Annotated in this window: 25 protein-coding genes; 9 read left to right on the forward strand and 16 right to left on the reverse strand. The window is 35.7% G+C overall.

The annotated features are described in order from the left end of the window. The first annotated feature begins 265 nt into the window (after window positions 1-265). Window positions 266-1,438, forward strand: coding sequence for a hypothetical protein (locus J7604_RS11785; protein WP_293895999.1), 1,173 nt, complete (start codon window positions 266-268; stop codon window positions 1,436-1,438). Here J7604_RS11785 and J7604_RS11790 read toward each other — a convergent pair whose 3' ends face one another. After that, window positions 1,439-2,500, reverse strand: coding sequence for an NAD-dependent epimerase/dehydratase family protein (locus tag J7604_RS11790; protein WP_293896002.1), 1,062 nt, complete (start codon window positions 2,498-2,500; stop codon window positions 1,439-1,441). It lies immediately after the preceding gene. A 679-nt stretch (window positions 2,501-3,179) separates the two neighbouring features. Between J7604_RS11790 and pfkA the strand changes: the two genes are divergently transcribed. Then, on the forward strand, window positions 3,180-4,184 hold the full coding sequence (gene pfkA, locus J7604_RS11795; protein WP_028982334.1) for a 6-phosphofructokinase: 1,005 nt from the start codon (window positions 3,180-3,182) through the stop codon (window positions 4,182-4,184). A gap of 89 nt (window positions 4,185-4,273) precedes the next feature. Here the strand turns inward: pfkA and miaA are convergent, their stop codons facing one another. Together miaA and J7604_RS11805 are read right to left on the reverse strand one after the other, a co-directional pair. Further along, window positions 4,274-5,191, reverse strand: a complete 918-nt coding sequence (gene miaA, locus J7604_RS11800; protein ID WP_367113563.1) for a tRNA (adenosine(37)-N6)-dimethylallyltransferase MiaA — start codon at window positions 5,189-5,191, stop codon at window positions 4,274-4,276. Further along, window positions 5,181-6,275: a glycosyltransferase gene (locus tag J7604_RS11805; protein ID WP_293896010.1), complete on the reverse strand. Its 1,095-nt coding sequence runs from the start codon at window positions 6,273-6,275 to the stop codon at window positions 5,181-5,183. Before J7604_RS11805 ends, miaA begins: the two co-directional genes overlap by 11 nt. Before the next feature lie 196 nt (window positions 6,276-6,471). On the opposite strand from J7604_RS11805, the gene J7604_RS11810 reads away from it, so the two are divergent. The 4 genes from J7604_RS11810 to J7604_RS11825 are packed head-to-tail and all read left to right on the forward strand — an operon-like array spanning window position 6,472 to window position 11,567. After that, window positions 6,472-10,131 carry a PAS domain S-box protein gene (locus tag J7604_RS11810; protein WP_293896013.1) on the forward strand — a complete coding sequence of 1,220 codons (3,660 nt, stop codon included), beginning with the start codon at window positions 6,472-6,474 and terminating at the stop codon, window positions 10,129-10,131. Between the two features lie 12 nt (window positions 10,132-10,143). After that, on the forward strand, window positions 10,144-10,521 hold the full coding sequence (locus J7604_RS11815) for a response regulator (protein WP_028982338.1): 378 nt from the start codon (window positions 10,144-10,146) through the stop codon (window positions 10,519-10,521). A gap of 3 nt (window positions 10,522-10,524) precedes the next feature. Further along, window positions 10,525-10,800, forward strand: a complete 276-nt coding sequence (locus tag J7604_RS11820) for a hypothetical protein (protein ID WP_028982339.1) — start codon at window positions 10,525-10,527, stop codon at window positions 10,798-10,800. Continuing rightward, window positions 10,797-11,567: an MBL fold metallo-hydrolase gene (locus J7604_RS11825; protein WP_293896019.1), complete on the forward strand. Its 771-nt coding sequence runs from the start codon at window positions 10,797-10,799 to the stop codon at window positions 11,565-11,567. Before J7604_RS11820 ends, J7604_RS11825 begins: the two co-directional genes overlap by 4 nt. Before the next feature lie 193 nt (window positions 11,568-11,760). Here the strand turns inward: J7604_RS11825 and J7604_RS11830 are convergent, their stop codons facing one another. The 10 genes from J7604_RS11830 to J7604_RS11875 all read right to left on the reverse strand — a co-directional run bounded on the left by J7604_RS11830 (window position 11,761) and on the right by J7604_RS11875 (window position 21,584). Next, window positions 11,761-12,354: a hypothetical protein gene (locus J7604_RS11830; protein ID WP_293896022.1), complete on the reverse strand. Its 594-nt coding sequence runs from the start codon at window positions 12,352-12,354 to the stop codon at window positions 11,761-11,763. A gap of 81 nt (window positions 12,355-12,435) precedes the next feature. After that, the gene (locus tag J7604_RS11835; protein WP_293896025.1) at window positions 12,436-14,007 is read right to left on the reverse strand and encodes a SulP family inorganic anion transporter; all 1,572 of its coding nucleotides are present in this window, start codon (window positions 14,005-14,007) and stop codon (window positions 12,436-12,438) included. Window positions 14,008-14,110: 103 nt separating this feature from the next. Continuing rightward, window positions 14,111-14,383: a hypothetical protein gene (locus tag J7604_RS11840; RefSeq protein ID WP_293896028.1), complete on the reverse strand. Its 273-nt coding sequence runs from the start codon at window positions 14,381-14,383 to the stop codon at window positions 14,111-14,113. 185 nt (window positions 14,384-14,568) lie between these two features. After that, window positions 14,569-15,954: an alkaline phosphatase family protein gene (locus tag J7604_RS11845; protein ID WP_293896029.1), complete on the reverse strand. Its 1,386-nt coding sequence runs from the start codon at window positions 15,952-15,954 to the stop codon at window positions 14,569-14,571. Beyond that, window positions 15,942-17,171 (reverse strand): metabolite traffic protein EboE, encoded by a 1,230-nt coding sequence (gene eboE / locus J7604_RS11850; RefSeq protein WP_293896031.1) that lies wholly within the window; start codon window positions 17,169-17,171, stop codon window positions 15,942-15,944. The genes J7604_RS11845 and eboE overlap by 13 nt, the downstream gene beginning before the upstream one ends. Beyond that, entirely contained in the window at window positions 17,168-18,331 is a 1,164-nt protein-coding gene (locus J7604_RS11855; protein ID WP_293896034.1) for a 3-dehydroquinate synthase, read from the reverse strand. The genes eboE and J7604_RS11855 overlap by 4 nt, the downstream gene beginning before the upstream one ends. 97 nt (window positions 18,332-18,428) lie before the next feature. After that, window positions 18,429-19,322, reverse strand: coding sequence for a UbiA-like protein EboC (gene eboC, locus J7604_RS11860; RefSeq protein WP_293896037.1), 894 nt, complete (start codon window positions 19,320-19,322; stop codon window positions 18,429-18,431). Then, window positions 19,322-20,251, reverse strand: a complete 930-nt coding sequence (locus tag J7604_RS11865; RefSeq protein WP_293896040.1) for a TatD family hydrolase — start codon at window positions 20,249-20,251, stop codon at window positions 19,322-19,324. The genes eboC and J7604_RS11865 overlap by 1 nt, the downstream gene beginning before the upstream one ends. A 10-nt stretch (window positions 20,252-20,261) precedes the next feature. Then, on the reverse strand, window positions 20,262-21,179 hold the full coding sequence (locus tag J7604_RS11870; protein ID WP_293896042.1) for an EboA domain-containing protein: 918 nt from the start codon (window positions 21,177-21,179) through the stop codon (window positions 20,262-20,264). Between the two features lie 18 nt (window positions 21,180-21,197). After that, window positions 21,198-21,584, reverse strand: a complete 387-nt coding sequence (locus J7604_RS11875; RefSeq protein WP_293896044.1) for a transmembrane 220 family protein — start codon at window positions 21,582-21,584, stop codon at window positions 21,198-21,200. Between the two features lie 127 nt (window positions 21,585-21,711). Here J7604_RS11875 and J7604_RS11880 point away from each other — a divergent pair, with 127 nt between their 5' ends. Beyond that, window positions 21,712-22,488: a DUF72 domain-containing protein gene (locus J7604_RS11880; RefSeq protein ID WP_293896048.1), complete on the forward strand. Its 777-nt coding sequence runs from the start codon at window positions 21,712-21,714 to the stop codon at window positions 22,486-22,488. Between the two features lie 135 nt (window positions 22,489-22,623). Beyond that, a complete protein-coding gene (glgP, locus tag J7604_RS11885; protein WP_293896051.1) occupies window positions 22,624-24,279 on the forward strand; it encodes an alpha-glucan family phosphorylase in 1,656 nt (551 codons plus the stop codon). A 51-nt stretch (window positions 24,280-24,330) separates the two neighbouring features. Here the strand turns inward: glgP and J7604_RS11890 are convergent, their stop codons facing one another. Beyond that, entirely contained in the window at window positions 24,331-24,810 is a 480-nt protein-coding gene (locus J7604_RS11890) for a TspO/MBR family protein (RefSeq protein ID WP_293896054.1), read from the reverse strand. 80 nt (window positions 24,811-24,890) lie between these two features. Between J7604_RS11890 and J7604_RS11895 the strand changes: the two genes are divergently transcribed. Continuing rightward, on the forward strand, window positions 24,891-25,163 hold the full coding sequence (locus tag J7604_RS11895; protein WP_293896057.1) for a hypothetical protein: 273 nt from the start codon (window positions 24,891-24,893) through the stop codon (window positions 25,161-25,163). 41 nt (window positions 25,164-25,204) lie between these two features. Here the strand turns inward: J7604_RS11895 and J7604_RS11900 are convergent, their stop codons facing one another. After that, a complete protein-coding gene (locus tag J7604_RS11900; protein WP_293896060.1) occupies window positions 25,205-25,354 on the reverse strand; it encodes a hypothetical protein in 150 nt (49 codons plus the stop codon). Between the two features lie 28 nt (window positions 25,355-25,382). After that, window positions 25,383-26,558, reverse strand: a 1,176-nt coding sequence (locus J7604_RS11905) for a biosynthetic peptidoglycan transglycosylase (protein WP_293896063.1), incomplete at its 5' end; no start/stop codon positions are given.

The raw sequence follows: 26,558 nt of genomic DNA on the forward strand, positions 1-26,558 counted from the left end.
CAATTTAAGCAAGGAATTCAATCCTCTATAAGTTCACCCTTTGTAAGAGAGTAAACTTACAAATTTTGAATAAAATTCGCTCTTCTATTCGGATTTAAATAATTCTTCTTCTCCTATTCCCCATAGAATTCAACTTCTCGGGCCCATTATAGCGAATACAGGAAGCAGATTCGACGATTTTCATTACTTAAATTACTTTTAAGTAAATGTATTACCTTTGCCTTCAGTCTCACATGGTAAGTTACAAAAGTACATTAAATTAATTATGCCTGATAATAGTAGAAAAGAGAAGTGGGTAACAATTGTAAACAGACATTATCCTCCCAATCCTGGCATAACTGGTGAATCGGCCTGGGACCTTGCAAAATACTTGATAGACCATTACAATATTCAGGTACAGATAGTCCATGTACTACGAAATGATGATGGCGGAGGCGCTGTCAGATCTCCTATTGGAAAAATTGTTTCCATTCCAACTTTATATAAGGGAAAAAATGAAGGCTTGAAATCTCTTGCCGGATTTCTTGATGGTTTATTTCTGATTCTTAAAACCCTTTTTGTGAAAAAAGGACCTGTCATTTGCATGACCAGCCCTCCTTTGTTACCATTTTGGGCATCTATTTTCTTTGGAATATTTCGTAAAAAATGGATTTTCTGGTCAATGGATTTATTTCCTGAAGCTTTTGTCGCAAACAGGAAAATGAAAAGTAATTCTTTCCTTTATAAAATTATCAGATCCATTACTTACAATAACAAACCCGAATTGCTGGTTTCATTGGGCCCTAAGCAGGCAGAATATATCCTGACAAATTATAAAAGGCCCCCTCTTGTTACAGTATTGCCATGTGGCGTCTTTACAGATTATGAAAAAGACACACAAATTCCTGAATGGAAAAAAGATGACGGAAAAATTTATTTTGGTTATTGCGGGAATCTGGGAGCTCCGCATTCGAAAGAATTTCTGAAAGGATTTATTGATACCTTTAATCCGGACAAGCAACATTTAATTCTTGCAGTGTATGGGCCAAAAGCTACTGATATACAAGAATATGCAAAAGAAAAATCAGGTATAACATTGCTTAAAAATGTACCGAGAAGTCAACTGCATTATATAGATATCCATCTAGTAAGTTTGCTTCCTGAATTTAATCATACAGCAGTCCCTTCAAAGGCAATTAGTTCAATATGTACAGGAGGTACTGTTTTATTTTACGGAAATGAAGAAGCGGACACATGGTTTATGCTCCAAAAAGCATCCTGGTTGGTCGATATTAATAAAGACTTAAAAAATCAATTAGTAAACTTTATTGAGGATATTTCACTGGAAGAAGTAATTAGAAAGAAAAAAGACTCTTTAATACTTGCTGACCAGTTACATAATATGGAAATATCTGCTTATCAGGAGATAGCGGATCATATAATCCGCTACCACCAGTGATTAAACTCTGCTTTTTAAACCATTGAAGATTTCTTCCAGCGTATTAAGCAGATCATATTTATAATTCCAACCAGGATAGTGATTCTTAAATTTAGATAAATCGCTGATGTACCAGATATGATCGCCAACGCGTGAAGTATCGGAATATGAATAATTCATTTTCTTTCCTGTAATTTTTTCACAAATCAGGATCGCCTCTTTCATTGAACAATTGGCAAATCTTCCTCCCCCAGCGTTATATACTTCTCCCTGACGAGGGTTTTGATAAAAATGCCAAAACATGTTAATCAAATCATAACTATGTATGTTATCTCTGACTTGTTTTCCTTTGTATCCAAAGATAGTATAATGATCTCCGGTTATTGCACATTTCATAAGGTATGAGAGGAATCCATGAAGCTGTGTACCAGAGTGATTTGGGCCTGTAAGACATCCTCCTCTGAAAACACCTGTCTTCATTCCAAAATATTTTCCATATTCCTGCACCAATATATCAGCAGCGACTTTAGATGCGCCAAAAATAGAATGCGTTGACTGATCAATAGTCATATGCTCATCTATACCATTTTTGAAATATGGATGCTCTTGGTTTATTTCCCACCTATTTTCTAATTCCACCAGAGGTAGAAAATTCGGAGTGTCTCCATATACTTTGTTAGTAGATGTAAAAATAAAGACAGCCTCTGTACAATATTTTCTGGTCATTTCCAGCATATTCAAAGTACCATTGGCATTTACCGTAAAATCTGTAAATGGCTCTTTTGCAGCCCAATCATGGCTTGGCTGTGCAGCCGTATGCAAAACCAGTTTTATATCATTGCCATATTGAGCAAATAGTTTATCTAATTCTTCCTGATTTCTAATATCAAGGGACTGATGAGTGTAATTCTGATAAGTAGTTTCCAGTCTTTGTCTGTTCCAATTAGTAGAAGCATTTTTTCCAAAAAAATACTGTCTCATATCATTGTCTATTCCTACTATAAGATCGAATTTATCGCTAAAAAAACTAACCGCCTCACTCCCAATCAATCCGGCAGAGCCCGTAATCACCGCTATATCCATATTCAATACTTTATTTACTTTTCCTTGTCTTTTCTATTTTTCAGATTCAGAATAGAGCTTATTTTTTTACCTAAGCTCCATGTGTGTCGGATTATTTTGAAGGATAAAATAAAATTTTACCAAAGACTTCCGTTGAACCTTATTAACAAAAAATCAATATAATTTTATCCCGAAAGATAGTATATATTTTACATTTTAATCAAAGGTTAAGGGCGATTTAGTCATTAAACGCCTTTTCGCATATTCATTAAAATAACTTGAAAAAAATCAGCTATTATATATTATAGACAGGCTTATCGTTTCATAAATAATCATCACAAACCATTAAACCACTACCTACCAAATACTTAACTTACATTAAAGTTTTTTTTTTGAATTTTAATATATCCTTTATTTGAGAAAATTTTCAGCATTCACATTGCATGAATATTTGAATTGTTTATTTATAATTATTGAAAAAGGAAAAACAGACCAATTACAAATTATTCACTTATCTTATTTTTTCTGAATAGCTTGATTTTTCAATTTTATTTAAACACATTCGTTTAGGCTTAAAAATTAGACCTTGAGTATATATAATTGCTATGAAATTTCAGATTTATCGATTGTTATATTACAAGGATTTTAAAAACATAAAATTTTTTCTTAAAATTGACCCAGAAAATATAGGTTATAAAGTATGAAGAGAATTGCGGTTTTCACTTCCGGTGGTGATGCACCAGGTATGAACGCTTGTATAAGAGCTGTAGTTAGATCAGCGCATTACTTTGGTTTAGAAGTATATGGAATTTTGAAAGGTTATGACGGAATGATCCATGGTAATCTTATCGAAATGGATGACAGATCGGTAAGTAACATCATTCAAAGAGGTGGAACCATCTTAAAGTCAGCCAGAAGTGAAGAATTCAGAACTGTAGAGGGAAGAAAGAAAGCCTACGAGAATATTAAAAAATTTGGTATCGACGGATTAGTTGGAATTGGAGGAAACGGAACATTTACCGGTGCTGAAATTTTTTACAATGAATATCAGATACCTTGCGTTGGAGCTCCTGGAACAATAGATAACGACCTTTATGGTACCGACTTCACTATTGGTTATGATACCGCAGTTAATACTGCTCTTTCAGCGATAGACAGAATCAGAGATACAGCGGATGCTCACGAAAGAATATTCTTTATTGAAGTAATGGGTCGCGATACAGGTTATATTGCAGTAAGATCTGCTATAGCAGGTGGAGCCGAAATGTCTGTAATGCCTGAAACTAAAAACTCTGTAAAAGAAGTAATTCAGAAATTAAAACACGGGACAAGCCAGTCTAAAGCTTCTCACATTATCATAGTTGCAGAAGGCCATGAAGTAGGAAGGGCTCAGAATATCGCTGATAAAGTGAAAAAAGAACTACCTGAACTTGATGCAAAAGTAACAACTTTAGGTCACGTACAAAGAGGTGGAGCACCTACAGCTGCAGACAGAGTGCTTGCAAGCAGATTAGGACTTGGCGCTGTTGAAGGATTAATTAAAGGAAAAACCAATGTAATGGCTGGGGTAATCAACAGAACATTGTGCTACACTCCATTCAAAGATACTATTACCAAGAAAAAGCCAATTAACAAAGAGCTTATCCGTATCGTTGAAATTTTGAATGGTAGAAAATACCATAATATAGAAAGAGAAATTTTATAATAATAAAAAGCCCCCGACATGTCGGGGGCTTTTTTATTACTCTCAGAGGCGCCATTGATGGCATATCAAAACCATGATAGAGATACACTTTAAGCTTTCTGCCTTCCGCTTTCAGCTTCAATAAAATCAATAATCTCAGCTTTCTGTACCGGATTAAACCAGCGATATTCTTTATCTTTTTTAAACCAGGTTAACTGACGTTTCGCATACCTTCTTGAGTTCCGCTTCAGCAAACGAATCATTTCTTCCCGGTCATAAATTCCATCAAAAAAATCAAAAACCTCCTTATATCCTACTGTTTGTAATGCATTCATACTTTTGTATTGAATTAATGCTTTCACCTCATCTTCCAAACCTGCTTCCAACATAAAATCCATGCGGCGATTTATTCTTTCATATAATTCTTCTCTTGGTCGCTCCAGTCCTATTTTTATAATTTCAAAGTTTCTGGATGCCTTTTCATTTTTTCTGTAAAAAGAAAATGGAACACCAGTACTTCTGATCACTTCAAGAGCTCTTAGTATTCTTTGATGATTCGCCTTATCGACCTGTTCATAATAAACAGGATCAGACTTCTTTAATTCTTCCAATAAAGGAGAAAGCCCATTATCTGATAATTCAGAAACCAATTGATTCCTCGTTTCCTCTTCCACCTGAGGCATTTCGTCAAATCCTTCACAAACAGCCTTGATATATAATCCCGAACCGCCTGTAAGAATCAAATAATCCTTTTCTGTAAAAAGATGATCAATTAATTTTAAAGCTTCCTCTGAGTATAATCCTGCATTAAATGGCTCTGCAATGGAATGACTGTTGATAAAGTAATGAACAACACCTTGCATTTCAGCTATAGAAGGCTTGGCGGTCCCTATGCTCATTTCTTTGAAGAACTGCCTTGAATCAGCTGATATCACCGGAACTTCAAAATACTGTGCTAGTTCGACACAAAGGTCAGTTTTGCCGACTGCAGTCGGTCCTGCAATTACAATAAGATATTTACTTCCCACTTTCAACCTTTTTATAAAAATCAATAAGTGCCTCTGATTCCTTTTCCCAATTGAAAACTTTTCTTGCTTTCATAGCATTCTCCTTGATTTCATCATAAAGCGCAGGCTCGTTAAGCAATCTATTGAAAGCCTTTACTATTTCTTCGTGTTTAAGGTCAATCAATAAAGCAAAGGAATATACATCATTAAGATGTTTGTATTCCGGAAAATTTATTGTTACCTGCGGTATTCCGGCCATCATGTAATCAAAAAACTTATTAGCAAGTGAATAGTAGTAACTTGCCCCTCTGTTTTCCAAAAGCAATACACCGGCATATGCTTTACGAATAATTTCCTTTAATTTTTCAGGTTCTACATAACCCAGAAATTTCACTTTACCATCGAGGTTCATATCCTTTGCTTTAGCCTTCAAGCTTTCAAACATTTCTCCATCTCCGCAGATATAAAGGCTGCAATTGATTTCAGGCATTGCATTAAGCATTTGTTCAATACCTCTTCCTTCATTTACTGCTCCTGCATATACTATATATTTTTCTTTTGATGTGTCAGGATCAACCGGCATGTACAAAGGAAGATTTCTTATCAAAGAAAAATTAACTCCAGGATATCTTTCTTCAAAAATTCTCTTCACTCCTTCACTCACAGTATATGAATACTTTACTCTTGGCACTATATAACTTTCAAGCTTCAGCCACATAGACCTAACAAATGGTCTTCTGACAACTTCAATCACCTCTGTAAATAACTCATGAGCGTCATACACCAAAGGTTTATTTTTTAACTTCGAAACAACATAACATGGTAGAATTGTATCGAGATCAATCGCGCAGATTATATCTGCCTTGCTGAATATCAGAAATAATAAAAGACGAAAATTATATTCCAGATAAAAAAGCTTCCCGTTTTCAAAAAAACAATCAAGCCTCTTTTGCTCAAACAATTGATGTTTTAACTCTATAGATTTTTTTCTTTTCCTACCTACCAGAAGAACAGAATGCCCGGCCTTGGCCAATGTGGATGAAATCCTTTGCATTCTTTGGTCATAAGAAAGATCGTTTGTTACCGTAAAAATGATTCTGGCCATTGCCTATTTTTTTGCAAATTAAAAATTGTAGCCTGAATTATTGTAAGATATATTAACTGAAAAATATTTTTTAAGGAACACACGCAAAACACTTTAAAAACCAACAAATTAGAAACACAGGCTTTTTAGCGTAAAAAAAGTTTTTATAGATCAAATTGATTATATTTGTTTAAGTCGATCCATCCTCTGAGTACCCATGGAATTAGAAAATAAATCGAGAGAAGAATTAGCTGCGGAGATCCTGAAGCTTCAGGATAAAATAAACTTAATTGAAAGGCAATCAGATAAAAAACTACCGGAGATTGACCTGAATTTTCGTAATGCCCTGGAAAAAATTACCCTATTCGCTCTTTCTATCAATCAGGATGGCAAAATAGCGTATTGCAATCAGACATTTGCTGACTTTCTGGGCTTACCCAAGGAAGACCTCCTGGGAAAGGAATGGACTAATATTGTTCACAAAGGTAAAGGCCAGGATGATAGGGGGATTTTTAGCCTGATTGAAAATGGCCAACTTTTTAATAACATTAAAAGAAAAATCATCGCCAAAGACGGACAAGTGAGAACTGTCAGATTTCAGGTTTTGATTCAAAACAATACGGATGGAAAGCTTTCAGAAACTACCCTCGTGGGTGAAGATGTAACTGAAAAAAAGAGGGTAATAAAAGCTTTAAAAGAAAGTAATGAGCAACTTCACGATCTTTTTGAAAATGCCAATGACCTTATTCAGGTATTTTCACTTGAAGGTGATATTATTTTTGTAAACAATGCATGGAAGAATACCCTTGGGTATGTAGATGACGAGATCACAAGTCTTAATTTTAAAGAAATTGTTCACAAGGACTATCAGCAAGCTACCTTTGATCATTTACAAAAAATATTAAGCGGAGAAAAAGGCGACAAAATTGAAACTGTTTTCACTACAAAGGCTGGTAAATCTATCCATGTTATTGGCAGTGTAAACGTTCGATATGAGAAGGAAAAGCCTATTGCGTTCAGAGGTATATTTCACGACAATACTGAAAGAATTAGAGCAGAAAGAGGCGTTACCCTTTATTACAAAATCGCTAACCTTACCATTAGCAGCAACAATCTGGAGTCTCTTCTCTACAATATTCACCAGGAGCTTAAGACAATTATTGCTGTTAACAACTTCCATGTTGCGCTTTATGACAAGGATAAAAACTATCTGAATTTTCCTTACTATGTTGATGAAAATTTCGGAGATAGAATTACTACTCAAAAAAGAATTGTAGGAAAAGGCTTAACTGAATATTCTCTTTTTAACGACAAACCTACTTTTCTTTACGAAGAAGATATTCACGAACTGGCAGCTTCTGGAAAAGTAGAATTAATGGGTCCGGTACCCAAAATCTGGCTGGGAGTTCCTTTGCGCCTGGAAAACCGTACCATTGGAGTCATTGCAGTAAAAAGCCATAGTGACAGAAATAAATTCAAGAGAAGACACCTTGACCTTCTTGACTTTATTTCAGGGCAGATTGCCATTGCGATTGAGAGAAAGAGAAACGAAGAAAAGATCCTTGAACAAACTGCCAGATTAAATTCAATTTTTGAAAGCAGTTCTCACCTAATATGGTCTGTTAACAGACAAAGGGGGCTTACTTCTTTCAATAGAAATTATGCTGAAGCTATAAAGAGGAAATTCGGTTCTTATCCTGAACTGGACCAAGCTTCTGAAAAGCCTAAAATATTAATGCTTTCAGACGAAATTTATCATGATTTTGTCAATGCAAGGTACAAAGAAGCATTTGAAGGCAAACAACAACACTTTGAAGCCCGCACAATTATTGATGGAAGGGAAACGTGGAGAGAAACTTTCCTGAATCCTATATTCCTTCCAGATGGAAGAATAGAAGAAGTTTCAGGTATTTCACACGATATTACAGAAAAGAAACATTGGGAAATAGCACTGCAGGAAAGCGAGGAAAAGTTTCGTAATATATTTGAATCTTTCCAAGATATATACTACAGAACAGATGTTCATGGCAGAATCAATATGATAAGTCCGTCCGGATGTGAACTAAGCGGGTACAGCCAGGATCAAATCATCGGAAGACATATTACAGAGTTCTATGTAAGTCCTAAAAAACAGACGGCCCTTGTAAAACAATTGCTGCGTACCGGTACTATCCGAAACTATGAAAACAACCTGGTACTTAAAGACGGAACGGTAATTCAGTCTATTTCAAATATAAGACTTATCTATAGCAAAGAAGGTAAACCTATTGCTGTAGATGGTGTAGCCAGAGATATTACATATTTGAAGAAGGCTTCAGAAGAATTGCTTAAAGCTAAAGAAATAGCGGAGAGGTCACTGAAAGTAAAAGAAAGCTTCCTTGCCAACATGAGTCATGAGATCAGAACACCAATGAACGGAATCATCGGAGTGATTGATCTATTATTTGATTCTCATCTTGATGAAGAACAGAGAAAGTATGTTCAAACTATTAAGAAGTCTTCCGAGACACTTTTGACAATACTTAACGACATACTTGATCTTTCTAAAATTGAAGCAGGTAAGATGCAGCTTCGCCTTACTTCAATTTCTATCGAATCAACTGTTGAAAAATTATTTTCATTATTCTATCAACAGGCAGCTTCCAAGAAGATTAATTTTGCATTTACTATTGACGAAAATATTCCCAAATATATTCTTGCTGATGAAATAAGGTTATTACAAATCATGTCTAACCTTACCAGCAATTCAATAAAATTTACAGATCATGGAAGTGTAAATATCGAGTTGGTGCTTGACGAGAAAAAAGGGAGTACTTACAAGATAAAAGTATTGATAAAAGATACAGGGATTGGTATTTCTGAGGAAAATAAGAAAAAGCTATTCGAATCTTTTAGCCAGGTAGATACCTCATCCACCAAAGCCTATGCTGGTACAGGTTTAGGACTGTCTATATCGAAAGAGCTGTGTAAAATGATGAATGGACAGATTGGTGTGGAATCTGAGTTAGGTCTCGGTAGTACATTCTGGTTTACATTTGAAGCTCAGGAAAGTAAACGAGTATCGCCCAAAGCAAACCTTTCAGAGAATCTATCAGAAACAAGTAAATCCTATTCAGATGATCCATTAAACGTATTACTTGTTGATGATAATCAGATCAATCAGTTTGTGGCCAATGAGATATTGAAAAAAGCTGGTTGCAAAGTGGATATAGCTGAAAACGGTATTGAAGCAATTGAAAAAGTAAAGTCGAAGTCTTATGACCTCATTTTCATGGACATTCAAATGCCCCAGATGGATGGAGTAACAGCGACAAAAGAAATACGAAAGCTGAACCTAGCCCAAACACCTCCTATCATTGCGATGACTGCATATTCCATGAAGGAAGACAAGGAGAAGTTTATTAAAGATGGAATGGATGACTACTTATCCAAACCAATAAAACCAGAGAATTTAATCAGTAAACTGAGGGAATGGAGTAAACATAGGAAGTCTGAGACAAAATCCGAGATAAATATTAGTCAGGAAACATTAAAGACCAACAATGCAATTCTGAATCAGGAGGTTTTGAATAAACTTAAAGTTTTTGCCGATTCCGATACTTTACTTAATATCTATAATGACTTTGAAACAGAGGCTATTGAGCAAATAGAGGCATGCAAAAATTCTTTTAAAACAGAAGATATTAAGAATATTTTAAATAATTTGCATACATTAAAAGGGACATCCGGAACCCTCGGAATTGCAAGAGTAGAGAAGCTCGCAAGAGAAATAGAGGGAAGACTAAAACAAAACAATTTGACAAATCTGGAAGAGGGTCTGAATGAGTTAGATACTGCCTTTCAGGAATTCAGAGATTATTACAAAAATATTTTTTAAAGAATAGAGATTATGAGCACTTACAAGAAAGTTCTTATTGCCGAGGACAGTTCAGTTATTCAAAACCTGACCAAAAAGATCCTGGAATTTCAGAATTACAAAATTTCAAGCGTAAAAAATGGAAAAGACGTATTAAAAGCTGTTGAATCAGAAAATTACGACATAATTTTAATGGATATAAACATGCCTCTTATGGATGGTATGACTTGCGCTAAAGAAATCAGAAAAAACCCTGATTCTGTGAAATCTAAAGTACCCATTGTAGCAATAACCGGAAATGCTAAAAACTATAGCGATAAAGATTTTGTTGATGCCGGAATAAATGAGTATCTTCAGAAACCTCTCGATTTCGACAAACTGGTCGAAACCGTGAAAAAATGGACTTTATAAATTATGCAAATAAAATACACCAATCAGTTTTTAAATAAACTGGAAGATATTTTCGCAGAGTCAGAATATATGCTCAGATACGAAAAAGGCAATTTTCATTCGGGTTATTGCATTCTAAAAGACACCAAAGTAGCGGTTGTCAATAAATATTTTCCGGTTGAAGGTAAAATCAACTGCTTAATAGAAATCCTCCGTTCCATTAAGCTTGATGTATCAAGATTGAGTGAAAAAAACAAAAAGTTTTATCTGGAAATCAATCAAACTGAATTATCGCTTTGATCATTTCATTTCTGGGTACCGGTACATCTCAGGGCATACCTGTAATCGGCTGCGATTGTGAGGTATGCACTTCTCTTGACTTCAGAGACAAAAGACTCAGAACCTCCATTCATGTTCAAACGGAGGATCAAAGCATTGTAGTAGATACCGGCCCGGATTTCAGAACTCAGGCTCTAAGGCAAAGAATAAAGAACCTGGATGCCGTTTTAATTACCCACGCTCATAAAGACCATACAGCAGGCCTCGATGATATAAGAGCGTACAACTATTCTCAGAAAAAAGATATGCCGGTCTATGGAAGACTTGCAACTCTGGAGCAGTTGAAAAAGGAATTCTCCTATGCCTTCACTGAATTTAAATATCCTGGTGTACCTGAAATAACGCTTATTGAAATAGAAAATAAACCATTCAGTATAGGAAAAACTGAAATCACACCAATAGAGGTAATGCATTACAAAATGCCAGTTTTCGGTTTCCGAATAAAGGATTTCACCTATATCACTGATGCCAATTATATTTCAGATCAAGAACTAGAAAAAATAAAAGGTACAAAAGTTTTAATACTAAACGCTCTACAAAAACAGGAACATATCTCACATTTCAACCTTGAACAGGCTCTGCAAGTTGTAGATAAAATAAAACCTCAAAAAGCATACTTTACCCATATTGCCCATAAAATGGGTTTACACCGAAGTGTCGAGACCGAACTCCCCGCCAATGTTCATTTGGCTTATGATGGTCAAGTTATTGACATGAGCTGCATTTAAAGCAACAGCTTGAGCAACAGCAATAAAATTTCAAATCATCTTGCTTATCCACAAATACTAATAATAATAAAAAAGGCTGCCCTTTTACAGGCAGCCCCATATATTTAAATAACTTTTAGCTATTTAAGATATTCGAAGGTTTCCTTCTTCACTTTCCTTTCTCTCTCATACCTTCTAATAATATAACCGTTTACTACAATGATTTGTTCATTTTAGAACAAGATTCACCGTGAAGTACTTCATCCCTAATTTCTGGAGCTGCATCACTTGCTTTCTTCCTTCCAGGACAACAAGTACGAACTTCTGCATCCGCGGAGTCTCTGCTTTGAAGCTCCTGATAGTACCCAGGGGGAATAAATGCGGTTTCAGGATATATATATCCTTTTTGAAGATAGGAAGAGTCTCTTTGAGCATAATAAACCTCCAAACCAATCCAATCTTCAGGCCTTATAGGATTTTCATCACCTTCGGGATATCTGTGAGGATTACTTCCCCCCAGATAATCGTTGAATCTGTTATATTCATAATCCACATTTTCGTAGATTACATGGTTCCCAAAAGAATTAAGTTTAAGGGTATTTTGCTCTGACGTAATTTTTTCATCCTCAAACCACTCATGAAAATAACTAGGGCTATGGTGACCAGAGTTCTGGTTATCTGCAGAACTTACCTTCTGACCGGGCAATGAAGATGTCGTAAACTGCTGATGTCCTCCTATCTCATCATAAGCACAAGAGGACAATATTCCTCCGATCAGAAGGAATAACAGGTTTCTAATTTTTCTCATATAATTCTCTCCTTTCACATACACATCCATAAAAAGAACTATAAAAGAATTTATAAAGTTATGAAACATCCTTCCATCCGGCTATTTGCCATTTTTATATCCTATATCATAACTCTCTTTAATGTTTTCCATCTGCAGGTCTATCCCTCTGGTTTTAGCAGTTACCTTATAGTCATTCAAAATCTCTATCACATCATAATCAATATACTTTGCATGCGAGCCATCAATGATCACTTTTGAATAATCGGGAATTTCCCGAAGCATAGTCATAATATTCGCTTTATTCAGGAAAGAAACCTCTTCTGCCAGATCAAGCCTCATAACCTTTGTATCTTCACTCTCCTTCATAGAGCAGGAATAGGCAAGTTTAAGATTTCGTCTTAATATAAAGACCACAGCAATACAAATACCCACTATTATACCTTTCAACAAATCTGTCAATACAATTGCAAGGATCGTCAAAATAAAAGGCACAAACTGTTCTACCCCATTTTTAAAAATATTTTTATACAGCCCTATACTAGTAAGCTTATAACCAATCACCAAGAGAATTGCAGCTAATGCGGCCAATGGTATTTTTATTAATATTTTGTGAAGAAACACAACACAAAGCAACAGAAGTAAACCATGATAGAAGGAGGAGAATTTAGATCTTGCTCCAGCGGTTACATTAGCAGTGCCTCTAACAATAACAGATGTCATAGGTAAGCCACCTATTATCCCAGAAAGAATATTACCTACCCCCTGAGCTTTAAGTTCTCTATTTGTTGGCGTATGTCTTTTCAAAGGATCAAGTTTATCGACCGCCTCAATACTGAGAAGAGTTTCGAGGCTTGCAACTACAGCAAGTGTCAGCCCGATTCTCCATACTTTTAAATTCCATATCTCATTAAATGCAGGAAATATCACAAGCTTTGTTAAGGACGCCAATCCCTTTATCTCCGGAATAGCAACCAAATGTTCTTTTTCAAGTACCAAAACAGGAACATTTTCTGCAAAAAGAATATTTAATAAAGATCCTACAACTACTACAATTAATGGGGCCGGTATCGATTTTAAAAAACCTCTTGCGATTCTATCCCAGAAAATCATAATAAGAAGGGATAAACCTGATATTATTATAGCACCTTTATTCAGAGACTCATAGGCTCTCATCAACTCTGTAAAAGTATTTTCTTTATCAAACTGATCAAATGAAAAATCACCTTCATAGTCTACATCATAGCCTATGGCATGAGGTATTTGTTTAAGTATCAAAATAATACCTATAGCCGCAAGCATTCCCTTTATAACTGATGATGGGAAAAACAAACTGATTGTTCCTGCCTTTATAAAACCCAGAATAATCTGTAGCACTCCTGCTATTACTACACCTAAAAGGAATGCGTTATATCCAACTTCCGTAATAGCATTAAGAACTATGACTGTTAGCCCAGCCGCCGGCCCACTCACACTGAGAGCAGCTCCACTCAACAATGCAACCACCAGTCCACCGACCATACCCGCAATAAGTCCTGAAAAAAGAGGCGCTCCTGAAGCCAAAGCAATGCCAAGGCAAAGTGGCAAAGCAACCACAAAAACCACCAAACCTGATGGTATATCATATTTTAAATTGGCAAATATTTGTTTTGAAAGATTATTTAATAACCCCATATTAAAAATTTTAAATAGATTAGAAACTGCCATACCCCGCAATGAGACAAGGCAGGATATAATTATTTTATAAAAATAGTAACCTGAAAATCAGGTAATGTTTCTAAACTACTTCAGGTGGTGGAGTTATCATTTCTCGGGACTGGCCGAGAAGAAAAGCGGGATTTGAATAAGGAAACTGTAAATTTGATATAAGAAATTCAAGTATAAATTTACTCAATGCATTAAGGCATATTTTTTCCTTAGCCTCATCTCTTTCCTCATTACCATTATCACTTTCCGATTCTTCTTCATCGACAGTTACTTTTACTGACGAATCTTTTTTCTTCAATACCATGCCTGATCCCGCCGACAAGTAAAATACCTGCGGAACCATGACTGTAAAAAGTAAGATTAAAATCAAAAAGTTTTTAAGCATGTAAATACAAGATCCCTCTGAAACAAATGTAATAAAAACGATGTAAAAAGAAGATAATTTAACCATCTATTAACTGTGGTTACCACCTATACATTTTTTTAACTATCACAAATTTATTCAGAGTGTTTCTAAAATACATTTCATTATAAATATGGGACTTCAGAAAATACCTGATCTAATAATACTCTGTACACTCCTGTGCTTTCGATAAAGTCCGGACATTTGTAATGTTCTCCGGTTATCAGCAAAGGCCATTCCTCTTTATAATCAGGAACCCTCCCATGCGATCCTTTAATTAATGTTGCATCCAGTGGAATAAAATCCATAAGTGTCCTGAAGCCCATTTTTTTCTTTAGTAATTTAATAGCTGCCTTCGCTTTAATAAATTTCATTTCAGGATTAAAAAACAATTCTACGGGATCATAACCTGGCTTTTTATGTATCTCAACAGTTCGTGCGAAATCAGGAGCTTTCAAATCATCCATCCAATAGTAGTATGAAAACCATGAGTCCTTATCTGCAACTGCAATTAAATCTCCTGCTCTTTCGTGATCAATATTTAAAAGCTCTTTATCTAGTCCGCTTAAAACAACATCAATACCTTTGGATAAAGTCAGCATTTTTTTAACATCTTCCTTAATGGATGAATCGTTAATGTAAACATGTGCAATCTGGTGATCTGCTACTGCAAAAGCCCTGGAAGCTCCTGCATCCAAAAGTTCTCTTCCACTTTCTTCTCTCAGCTTCAAATATCCTTTTTCCCTTAAAATCCTATTAATATGAATTGGATTGGAAACATTTGTTATAGAATACTCAGAAACGATATTCACTTTAGCTCCTCTTCGTTCATAGAACGTAATCAGTCTTTTACACAATTCGTCTATTTCTCTAAGGTTTGCTTTGCTCCTGGAATCATTAGGTCCATATTGTTGAAGGCAATAGTCCAGGTGAGGCAAATATATTAGTGTGAGAGTTGGATTAAACATACCGTCTACGAGCATGGAAGCTTCAGCAATCCAGTTGCTCGATTTTATAGAAGTATTGGGGCCCCAGAAATTAAATAGAGGAAATGTGCCCAGCTTCTTTTGAAGATAATCTCTCAGACTTGAAGGGTTTGAATAAACATCAGGGAGTTTTTTTCCGTCAGCATGGTACTGAGGTCTTGGCGTTACAGAGATATCAGCAGATGAATACATATTATACCACCAAAACATATTGGCACATGTAAAATTAGGATCAATCTTTTTTGCTGCTTCCCAGATTTTTTCAGACTGAACAAGTTTGTTAGACTGCTTCCAGAACTTGATTTCGCAATCATCATGGCTATACCAGCCGTTCCCGACAATACCATGCTCCCCAGGAGTTCTGCCTGTTAAATAATTACTTTGAGCGGTACATGTAACCGCTGGAAATGCAGGCCTTACTGGCACTGTTTTTTTTCTGGAAGACCACTCCTTCAGAAAAGGAGTAGAATCTCCAAGCAGCTTTGAAGACAAAGCCACAAGGTTAATCACAACTACTTTATCCATAAATTCTGATATTGAACTTTCATATTTTCAAGCACCCACTTGAATTCATTTACAATTGATTCAGTTAAATCTAATTTAACTTCATCTGGCAATACACTCCATGTATATGTTTCTATCTCCAGTACATTAGTGATAGACTGATGTTGCAGCAATTGAAATACATTTAATATATCATCCTGAGTTGATTCTAATACTCCATAATTGGATACAAAAAGAGGTACGTGATAATGGATTCTCCATTCTTCGCATGAACCATAATTGTGGTCATTGATCATATCAGGCAAATCATTATACCTCTTAATTTCCTTCTGATATTTTCCGGCAACCTGATGAAGATAAATCTTATCACTTATAGATTTGAGTTTAGTGGTAAGCTCTTTATGATCTATGCCTGCAGGTTTGAATTTTAATGCTGCGCTTATCTGGATCTTACCAATCCCTATCTTTTCTTTCTTATATAGAGCAAGCATTTCAGCAGGATTTTCAAACAACACAGAAGAGTGACATACATCAAAACAAACCTTGATATGTTCTCTAATTGCTGTCTCTGACTCTTGCGCACTCATATTTTTTATTTCATAGAAATACTTCACTGCTCCCGGAACAAGCCAGTTATTGTAAAAATTAATCATACCCCTGGTATCTTCTATGATTCCATCCGGCTCCGGCTCTATGTCAAGATGAATTACTTTTCCGCTTTCATTCTTCACCTGCATAAGGTATTCCGTTACCACAGCAAAGTGAAAGCTTGCCTTCCGAAATATATGATCCATCTGCTCATTGCTCTTAAACCAATGCCTGTAAGATACCGGTGAAGTTGAAATTCCCCCTTCTATCCCTTGAGGCAAAAGGAAGTTTAAAATTTTAATCAAGCGGACAGTATATTCTATTCGTTCACGGGAATTCCAATCGGGTAGATGTACTTTATCTTTTACAATGGTTCTATGAAAACCTCCATAAGGGAATCCATTTATTGTAAATACGTAGAAGCCATTAGCTTCCAACCACTGACGGAATCTGAAGAGATTATCATTTGCTAACAATTCTCTTGCCGCTATGTCAGATAGGCGCAAACCTATCCCAAATGGCCGTCCAGGATTAACTTTATCTTTGATAGATGGAAGATATTCTTTCAGGTTTCCAAAAGTTTCTTCCCAGGTCTCTCCTGGATGAATATTCGTGCAATATGTAAGATGAAAGCCTTTCTTAAAAGTCATAACTGGCTCATTTCAATTTTTTGGTAGTATGAATTTGCTTGTTGTAAACTCTTTATAATTTCACCACTCTCAATTGTTCCCACCTCTGTTCCTTTTCCAATAGCACTTAAAAGCATGATCGTAAGTTTTCCTCCGAGATGTTCTCTGAATTCGTGTAGTCCTTTTTCCAATTCACAATAGTTATTGATTAAAAAAGGTAAGTAATCATTCACTATGTCTCTGAATCCACATTGGTTAATACAATCCAAGATTTGATGCCAGCTTTGTTGTGTTATATAATTTCTTAGATATGAAATTGTAACATCAAGGACTATTCCTACTGCTACTGCTTCCCCATGTCGAATTTTATAATTATCCATCTGCTCCAGTTTATGAGCTGCCCAATGCCCAAAGTCAAGCGGACGTGAAGAGCCGCGCTCGAAGGGATCGTCTCCACCAATGTGCTGCATATGAAGCTCTGCACATCGATAAATCAGATCCTGCATAATGTCTGGGTCTCTGGCAATAAGAGAAGAAGCATTGTTCATTATAAAATGAAAAAACTCTTCATCCTTTATTAATGAAACTTTAATCGCTTCAGCAATACCGGCAATCCAGTCTCTTTGACCCAATGTCATGAGAAACTTTCTGTCATTGATCACAGCAAAAGGTGGAGCAAAACATCCCAGGAAGTTTTTCTTGTTAAAATAATTCACGCTGTTCTTTACTCCCACTCCTGAATCGTTCTGAGCAAGCACCGTGGTAGGAATTCTGATCAGGCGAATACCTCTGTGTGCAATTGAAGCTGCATATCCTGCAAGATCCAGTAAAGCACCACCACCTACAACAATAATATAAGAATGCCTCGACAACTTTCCTCTCTCAATTGCTTCAAGGATTTCATTAACCCTTCCCATTTCATTTTTCACAGATTCCCCACCAGGAAGAATCATAACTTCTGTAAGTTGTCCGCTTAGGTTCTTATTAAAATATGTATTGGACTTAGGCAATAAATCCGGGCTTTTACAAGTGAGAGTTTCATCAAAAATCAACAATACTTTTTCTTCTGAAGACTTGTTGATTAATCCTTTCAGTATATGATTTCTTTCATCGAATATATCTTCTGTAAAAAATACCCTATAAGTAAACGGGACTACGAATGATTGCTGCAAACTTTTCATAATAATTTTCCATCAACTATGAGTGATCAAACAAACACGAACAGATCTATTTATAATAATAAAAGATCTACTATACATTACTCAGAGGAGTGTGCTATCAGGTAACAGCGAAGTATCTGGAAAGCGCAATGGATACTGGCAGAAGTGTCAGTATGGCAAGAGCAAACTCAGGACCGGCATATCCTGCAGACAGAGTAGCATCCAAAAGAATAATCCCTATTATACCATTTTTAACTGCCTGTCTTATTATACCATAATTGACTTTCACCTGCATTTTTACAATTGGTATAGAAGTAAGCAGCAGGAAGCCAAACAGGAACGGCAGTATACTTAGCAACGGAAATTCTTTAACTAATAATATCGTAATAAGACCTGAACATGCCAAGAGATAAAAGAAGAAGCCGGCGTCCAGGATATTTTTTTTAATTCTTCCTGTTTCACATTTACTGATAAGTGTTATACCAATGATGTAAAACAAGGGTACTAGAGCAAGATAAACATGTTGAATAATACTGTTGCTTACTATTGAAATTCCCAGCAACATATTTAATCCACGGCAAATACCCATCATCAGAGGACCATAAATAACAGAATGTTTGGCTTTCGCATCATAAGTGAAGGCTGAAATCACAATACAAAAAGCCAGAGCAGCGCTTGAGAATGACACCATCAATGCAAAGAAAATCCCAAATGAAAAAAGACAAATACCAAACCTTTTTGCCTCAGTAATTGTAAGCTTTCCGCTTGGAATCATTCTTTCAGGACGTTCTATTCTATCCATATCATAATCGAAGACATCATTAAATACAATTCCTCCTGCATAAAGACATGCTGTAGACAATACAAGCATTAGTCCCTTTAACAGAAAAGAATTATCTCCAGACCAAGATAATGCAGATGTAGCGATCAGTGCACCATTTATAACGTCTGCAGTAGAAGACAATACATTGGCAGGTCTGGCAATTGTTATATATGCCTGTAACTTTCCCATCAGACAATTATATTTGAACTATCATTTTTTGGTAAAGACTTTCTATCAATTTTTTTCAATTTCTGATCTCCTCTTAATACTGAATTTCCATTGAAAGTATTGTCCATATTTTCGGCAACATTCAACCAGTCTGATTCCTTTATTTTTCCGCTCAAGCCAAATACTTGCAGTGCATTGCTATAACAAACTTTATCAATATCTTTTGAAGAGATACCTTTTTCTTCCATCAGCAATGCAGTTTTAGGCACAGCCAATGGATCACTGATTCCCCAATCTGCAGCGCTGTTTATAATAATTCTTTCACTGCCATATTTTTTTACAATTTCAACCATTCTTTCATTACCCATTTTTGTGTTGGGATAAATGGTAAAAGCAGCCCAGAATCCTTGATCCAGTACATCCTTTACTGTCTCTTCATTATTATGATCAATTACAACCCATGAAGGATCTAATTTATGCTCATGGCAAACCTCCATACTTCTTAGTGTGCCTCGCTTTTTATTTCTATGTGGGGTGTGGATCTGTACAGGTAATGAAGTTTCTTTAGACAAAATCAATTGTTGCCTGAAGTATTTTTCTTCTAATGGAGTTTGCTCATCATATCCAATTTCCCCCACCCCCACAACTTTTTCTTTACATAGAAACAAAGGCAGAATATTCATAACAAGCTCAGCAAGTTGTTGATTATTGGCTTCTTTCGAATTAAGACCTATTGTGCAATAGTGCATAATCCCGAACTGACTCGCACGAAATCTTTCCCAACCAATAAGTCCACTGAAATAATCTTTAAATGAACCAGCTTCAGTACGTGGCTGTCCTACCCAGAAAGAAGGTTCTATTACAGCTACTATACCTGCTTCAGCCATTCTCTGATAATCATCAGTAGTTCTGGAAACCATGTGCACATGGGGATCAATAAATCTTTTCATATATCAAATTTTAAAACTCCTGTAATTTCATTTTATTCCATTTATTGGTGATATCCTGCCAGGACAATTCATTATCTATCATCTTAGCATGCAGATCAGGCCTATAGTCAAGCAGTAGCAGAATAGCTTCTTCTGTATTGCTTATATAGCAGGTAAGTGCTGCAGTTTCCTGGCTCAACTGGTTTTTATCTTCAAATAGAGCCTTCACATCTTTAAGATGGTTTGTTGAAAGGAAGGGTGCAATTATTCTCCAGATCTCGGGAGTGATATCTCTACCTGCAGCTTTTCTCTCATGCACAAGATCAATTGCCATATCCGAAAGCATAGCATTGGCACGCCTTTCTAAACCAAAAATATCGCTGACAGGGCTATCTATAAAAGCTGCCTTAAGTACCATCTGATTCCATTGTGATTCATTAAAAAAATCGCAAGGAAAAGGATTATTCAAGGCTATAGCTTCAAATAACAGTTTGGAATTTGAGCGCACTCCTTCAGCAGCAATTTCGGTCAATCGATTTTGATAAGGCAGGATTGCGAGGCCTTTTAAAATTGCGACTCTTTCATCAAGATCAGCAGTACCAAAAATATTCTTAATCAGATTAAGAAATTCTTCTCCACTAAGAAAAGTAAGTTCCATCAGCATATTTATCCTTATGAACTCGGAAACTGTCCAGAACGAAGGATTCCAGCCTTTTCTAATGATGACAGTTTCTATCAAATCATCCTCATTTAAATCAAGTATTCGTTTTCCAAATACTGTTGAAACCTTACTGAAAGCGAAATAGATATTTCTGTAAACTCCTGATCTTACCTTTTCGATCTGTTCTATGTACCATCTGTACTGATCTTCAGTAATAACAAGAGCTATTTTTTTCTCTATAAAATGCCTTGCGGCCTTTACTTCCTGCATAGAAAAAGCATTTTTCATATAATGAATCTTCAGATTTTAGTGAACTCTTTTTTTTGCCATTTTTAATCTCCTCATAAAAATCCAGTTGAGGAAAACGAGGTTCATCATGGCGATCGCACAAATCAGAAGACCCAAAGACTCTCTGGCCAATTCTATATTGGAACTATGTTCCATAGGCATTATTATACCCTCATAAACCGAAGGCCATAAATAAATACATCCAGAAGCAAATAACGATGTGAATAGCAGCAGAATAAATGAATGAATTCTCTTTATCCCAGAATAGAAACATATCAAAGCTGCAAATGAGTAAATCGAAATCCATACCAAAGGATCCGGATCATTTAACTGAACAATGGCAAAACCGATGAATAGGAATCCCCATAATGAAGGGATCATCCCTGTTAAATTGTTCTTTCTCATAAATGCCTAAACCCTCAGAACAAGGTATTGTTTATGACTATCCATGGGTAATAGGGAAGAAAAAAGCTGATATTAATCAGTTGAATGAATTAATATCTTATTGAATAATGTTTTATAAAAAAAGATTATGTCTGAGAAAAAAGGGAAAATTTATGTGGGCACTTCAGGCTGGCATTATAAACATTGGATAGGAAAATTTTATCCGGAAAAAACTGCGTCTAAGGATTTGTTAGATTATTATGATAGTTTTTTCGATACTCTGGAATTGAATAATTCCTTTTATCGACTTCCTTCCTCAGAACAATTTTCAAACTGGTATAATAGCACGCCTAAAGGGTTTTTATTCAGTGTTAAGGCAAGCAGATATATTACTCATATCAAACGTCTCAATATGCCCTCAGAGGGGATAAAAAAGCTTATTGACAGCATCTCAGCTCTGAAAGAAAAACTTGGGCCTATTCTATTTCAACTACCTCCGAATATGAAATTGAATATTCAAAGGTTAGAAGAATTCATCAGTTACCTTCCTTCAGGGTACAGATATACCTTTGAATTCCGTCACCCCTCCTGGTATACTGAGGATGTATATGCGCTTTTAAGAAAGAATAACTGCGCCTTTTGTATTTACGAACTAAATCATCATATGTCACCTGTAATTTCAACAGCTAACTTTGTTTATATAAGATTACATGGACCGGAAGAAAAATATTCGGGTGATTATTCTAAAAAGCAACTTAATGAATGGGCTGCAAGCTGTAAAAACTGGTTAGATGAAGGGAAAGATGTGTATGTATACTTTGATAATGATCAAAATGCTTATGCCCCCTTTAACGCCCTTTATCTGAAAGAAATATTACAGAAAGGGAAAAAGAAAAATGTAAAACCAAATTACACCAGTGCATAAAATCAAAAGCTTACCCTGGTATTCATAAATTTTTGATATCTTAATTCACATCTTTCCTTCGGCACTTTTAATCGAAAGAAACAAAATTAGGTCTATCGAATTATTAAGATGAATACTTAAATAAAGCAAAATTCTATGCATGGGACTTTCCTAAACAAACTTCATACTTATGATATAAACCCTAAATTCAGCAAAAGGGCTGCTTATTTCTCAATGGAGTTTGCTGTTGATCAATCACTGAAAATATATTCAGGAGGACTGGGTTTTCTTGCCGGGTCACATTTAAGAAGCGCTTATGATCTTAAGCAAAACCTGATTGGAATTGGTATTTTATGGAAATACGGATATTATGATCAGGTGTGGAATCAGGATCATTATATGGAAGCTAAATTTGTGAGAAAAGAATATTCATTCCTGGAAGATACTGGAATAATATTTCCGATCACAATTCATGATACCAAGGTAAACGTAAAAGCATATTTTCTGCCTCCAGATGTATTCGGTACAGCACCTTTATTTTTACTTTCTACCGACATCCCTGAAAATGATTATATATCGAGGACCATTACTCATAAACTATATGATTCTAACCTTGCAGCCAAGATTGCACAGTCAATCGTATTGGGTGTAGGCGGAGCCAAACTTCTGGATATTATCGGAGCTGAACCAGAGGTTTATCATATGAATGAAGGTCATGCACTGCCATTGGTATTTTATCTTTATTCCAAATACAGAAGCGAAGAAGCTGTCAGAAACCGCATGGTGTTTACTACACATACACCTGAACTTGCAGGTAATGAAGAACATTCTCTGGAGCTACTTGAAGAAATGAGCTTTCTTCATTGCATACCTCTTGATGAAGTGAAAAGAATTGCCAAAATCAGTGGAGATACATTGAACTACACCCTTACGGCATTAAGATTATCCAAAATTGCTAACGGCGTTTCCGAGATACATTCTAAAGTGTCTCAATCTATGTGGCAGGGAAATGAAGGAGTTTGTCCAATCATTCATATAACCAATGCTCAAAATAAGAGATTCTGGAAAGATCAGATATTGGAAGATGCTCTGAATACCAATAATGACGAACTATTGGTAAAGCGGAAGAAAGAGTTAAAGCAAGAGCTATTTAAAGAAGTTGCGGATCAGACCGGAAAGATTTTTGATCCAAATGTACTTACTCTCGTATGGGCAAGGAGATTTGCAGGATATAAAAGAGCACAGCTTTTACTTCATAACTATGAAAAGTTTCTCGGCCTCATAAGCAGAAAGCATGAGCCTATTCAGGTAATATGGGCAGGGAAGCCATATCCCGAGGATAAGCTTGGAATTGATATATTCAATTACATTAATCATACTGTAGAGAAATTTGATCGCTGTGCAATTCTTACCGGCCATGAAATGAAACTTTCTGCCATGCTGAAAAAAGGATCTGATGTTTGGCTTAACAATCCTATTCCACCAAGGGAAGCGTCAGGAACTAGCGGTATGACAGCATCGATGAATGCGTCCATTAACTTTTCAATTCCGGATGGTTGGTTTCCTGAATTTGCGAAACATGGGGTAAACAGCTTTATAATCAACTCTCAACAAACCGATTCCTGGGTTCAAAGAGATGATCAGGACAATAAAGAACTACTCAGAGTATTGGAAGACGAAATTATTCCTACCTATTACAGAGACCCAAACAGATGGACTACAATCATGAAACAAGCTATGTGTGACGTATATCCGCAGTTTGATTCGGATCGAATGGCTACAGAATATTATCAGAAATTATATCACGCTTAAAAAACAGACTTTAATAAATCCTGATGTTTGTGCATCAGGATTTATCATTTTTTAGTTTAAAGTCCACAAGCTAATAAGCCAAAAGAATGCATATCCTAACCATCCAATGAATGGCAAAAAAACAATTGATACTGTAGGATATAATCTTGCGAATCTGTAAAAGATATAAAACACAAACAAGGTAAATGGTATATAAGCAAAAAAGCCTGCCATTGGGCTTTTTAAACCGAAAAATACCAGATCCCAAACGGTATAGTAAGCCATCATAATGACAACCAGAGTGATCAGAAAAACCGTTTCATTTCTATTATTTTCTTCTGAGAAAAGCTTGTAGAGCAATATTCCACAGATTATATAGAAGATAAATCCCATTGCAAAGAAATATAAAACCGGTAAGGTAAATGGCGGTAATCGGAGTTGAGCATACCAGCCGGTAAGCGCATCGCCCTTAAATAGGTTACCACATAATGCAAAGAACATGCATATAGCGCCAGCTTTAATATATCTGAGCTGATTTAACAATTTATCCATGCTTTCAGGAATTAAAATGTGGAATGTATTATATAGGATCAAACAATCTGGTATCCCTAATGTTCTTAATATAAAAGGTTATGAGACATTTCAGACTTATTACCATTATATTAAGTCTTATTATCCATGGATGCAATGAAAGAAAAGCTGAAAAAACTTTTTCTACCACCGTTGATACAGGTACTGATATGGTTGATACAACGCTCTTAGAAAGCGATTCTTTACGTCAAAAAGATTCGATCCCCACAAAGCTTCCTCCTAAAAACAACGATACGGAAACAGTTATGAAACCTAAATCAAAAGATAATATGCCAGTAGCAAAGCCGGATTCTTTAAAGAAGAAAAAGAAATAAAAGCTAGATAAAAAAGAAAAAGGGAGCAAGCTCCCTTTCATTTAACGATTTCTTTCTTTAGGATTTGGCTGAGATGGTCCTTTGTTTGGAAGTTTATCTTTTTCAGATGGATTCTCTTTTGCCTTGTCTCTTTCCTTAGGCTGATTTTTATTTCCCATGTTTTTAAGATTTTTCAACCTTAACCAGGACATAAAATTTTTGTTATTCTTTTATAAAATTCTAAGGTAAAATTTCTTCGGGTTGAAATAAAGAAGAATCAATAGTAAGTGTATCCTGAAATACATATTGCGCTGCCCCACCTGTGAGCTTTACGAAAGGGGTGATTTTATTATTTTGCTCTTCTGTGATAATTTCTTTTCTGAAAAGTAATGTACCGATTTTTCTGAAGTAATGATTTAGGAAAGGCTTCAGCTTCCCATCTTCATCAAAATAATACTTAAACGCTTTTGGTTGTGGAACTATGCTAGCAAGGAAAATACTTTCTTCTATAGAAAGGTCGGATGGCCTTTTATTAAAATAAAACTTTGAAGCATTACCAATGCCATAGATACCGGGTCCCCATTCGATAATATTAAGATAAACCTCATACATTCTATCCTTTCCTGTGAGTCTGTTATTTTCAATAAGCCATACAATCAGGGCTTCCTCTACTTTTCTTGCAATTGTCTTTTCCCTACTAAGGAATACATTCTTTACCAATTGCATCGAAATAGTACTCCCTCCTCTTGCGAATTTTCCCTTACGAATATTATCTTTCATTGCCATTATAAAGGCATCTTCCCTAAAGCCCTTGTGCCAGTAAAAACTGCCATCCTCAGAACATAACACCGCATTTTTAACATATGGAGAGATCTGGTCAATAGGCGTAAATTCAGTATTATCAATACCTACAGTAAATGTTTTAACTGCCATTCCTTTTTCAAAGGCTGTATGCACAAACGGCTTATTCATTTTGGAAAAATCCGTTTTTCCATAACTAATCACTTTAAATCCTTTTTCACTGAAGTTGCTGCTGAATTTCAAAGAATCAACCATACTCTTATCAAGATAAAAGCTCAGTTGATATGAAAGCTTCCCTGCAACCTTAATACCTTCCAGAGAGGAAAATAAGCCAGCTGGTAATGAAGAAAAAAACTTTTGAGCTTCCAGTTCAGGCATGTTAACATTTAAAGCATATATGCCTTTATTTTTCCTGTCTATAGTAGCTCTTCCGTTAAGACAGATATCATTCAGATAAGTACTGTCGCTTTCAAATTTAACTGAAGATTTACCAAGGGAAATGAAATAATTTACGTCTATCTTTTTTAAAGCAAGTTCATTGGAGTCAAGTTTAGGGTGCTTTATTTTTAAAGCATCAAATCTAACTTTCCCTTTAAGATCAAGCTGTCCATCATT

Source organism: Sporocytophaga sp. (genome assembly GCF_017745095.1).
Lineage (GTDB): Bacteria > Bacteroidota > Bacteroidia > Cytophagales > Cytophagaceae > Sporocytophaga.

Bases quoted from the DNA above. Each gene is read 5' to 3' on its own strand.
- J7604_RS11785 (WP_293895999.1), top strand. From the start codon at position 266: ATGCCTGATAATAGTAGAAAAGAGAAGTGGGTAACAATTGTAAACAGA.
- J7604_RS11790 (WP_293896002.1), bottom strand. From the start codon at position 2,500: ATGGATATAGCGGTGATTACGGGCTCTGCCGGATTGATTGGGAGTGAG.
- pfkA (WP_028982334.1), top strand. From the start codon at position 3,180: ATGAAGAGAATTGCGGTTTTCACTTCCGGTGGTGATGCACCAGGTATG.
- J7604_RS11805 (WP_293896010.1), bottom strand. From the start codon at position 6,275: ATGGCCAGAATCATTTTTACGGTAACAAACGATCTTTCTTATGACCAA.
- J7604_RS11810 (WP_293896013.1), top strand. From the start codon at position 6,472: ATGGAATTAGAAAATAAATCGAGAGAAGAATTAGCTGCGGAGATCCTG.
- J7604_RS11815 (WP_028982338.1), top strand. From the start codon at position 10,144: ATGAGCACTTACAAGAAAGTTCTTATTGCCGAGGACAGTTCAGTTATT.
- J7604_RS11820 (WP_028982339.1), top strand. From the start codon at position 10,525: ATGCAAATAAAATACACCAATCAGTTTTTAAATAAACTGGAAGATATT.
- J7604_RS11830 (WP_293896022.1), bottom strand. From the start codon at position 12,354: ATGAGAAAAATTAGAAACCTGTTATTCCTTCTGATCGGAGGAATATTG.
- J7604_RS11835 (WP_293896025.1), bottom strand. From the start codon at position 14,007: ATGGGGTTATTAAATAATCTTTCAAAACAAATATTTGCCAATTTAAAA.
- J7604_RS11840 (WP_293896028.1), bottom strand. From the start codon at position 14,383: ATGGTTCCGCAGGTATTTTACTTGTCGGCGGGATCAGGCATGGTATTG.
- J7604_RS11845 (WP_293896029.1), bottom strand. From the start codon at position 15,954: ATGGATAAAGTAGTTGTGATTAACCTTGTGGCTTTGTCTTCAAAGCTG.
- eboE (WP_293896031.1), bottom strand. From the start codon at position 17,171: ATGACTTTTAAGAAAGGCTTTCATCTTACATATTGCACGAATATTCAT.
- J7604_RS11855 (WP_293896034.1), bottom strand. From the start codon at position 18,331: ATGAAAAGTTTGCAGCAATCATTCGTAGTCCCGTTTACTTATAGGGTA.
- eboC (WP_293896037.1), bottom strand. From the start codon at position 19,322: ATGGGAAAGTTACAGGCATATATAACAATTGCCAGACCTGCCAATGTA.
- J7604_RS11865 (WP_293896040.1), bottom strand. From the start codon at position 20,251: ATGAAAAGATTTATTGATCCCCATGTGCACATGGTTTCCAGAACTACT.
- J7604_RS11870 (WP_293896042.1), bottom strand. From the start codon at position 21,179: ATGAAAAATGCTTTTTCTATGCAGGAAGTAAAGGCCGCAAGGCATTTT.
- J7604_RS11875 (WP_293896044.1), bottom strand. From the start codon at position 21,584: ATGAGAAAGAACAATTTAACAGGGATGATCCCTTCATTATGGGGATTC.
- J7604_RS11880 (WP_293896048.1), top strand. From the start codon at position 21,712: ATGTCTGAGAAAAAAGGGAAAATTTATGTGGGCACTTCAGGCTGGCAT.
- glgP (WP_293896051.1), top strand. From the start codon at position 22,624: ATGCATGGGACTTTCCTAAACAAACTTCATACTTATGATATAAACCCT.
- J7604_RS11890 (WP_293896054.1), bottom strand. From the start codon at position 24,810: ATGGATAAATTGTTAAATCAGCTCAGATATATTAAAGCTGGCGCTATA.
- J7604_RS11895 (WP_293896057.1), top strand. From the start codon at position 24,891: ATGAGACATTTCAGACTTATTACCATTATATTAAGTCTTATTATCCAT.
- J7604_RS11900 (WP_293896060.1), bottom strand. From the start codon at position 25,354: ATGTCCTGGTTAAGGTTGAAAAATCTTAAAAACATGGGAAATAAAAAT.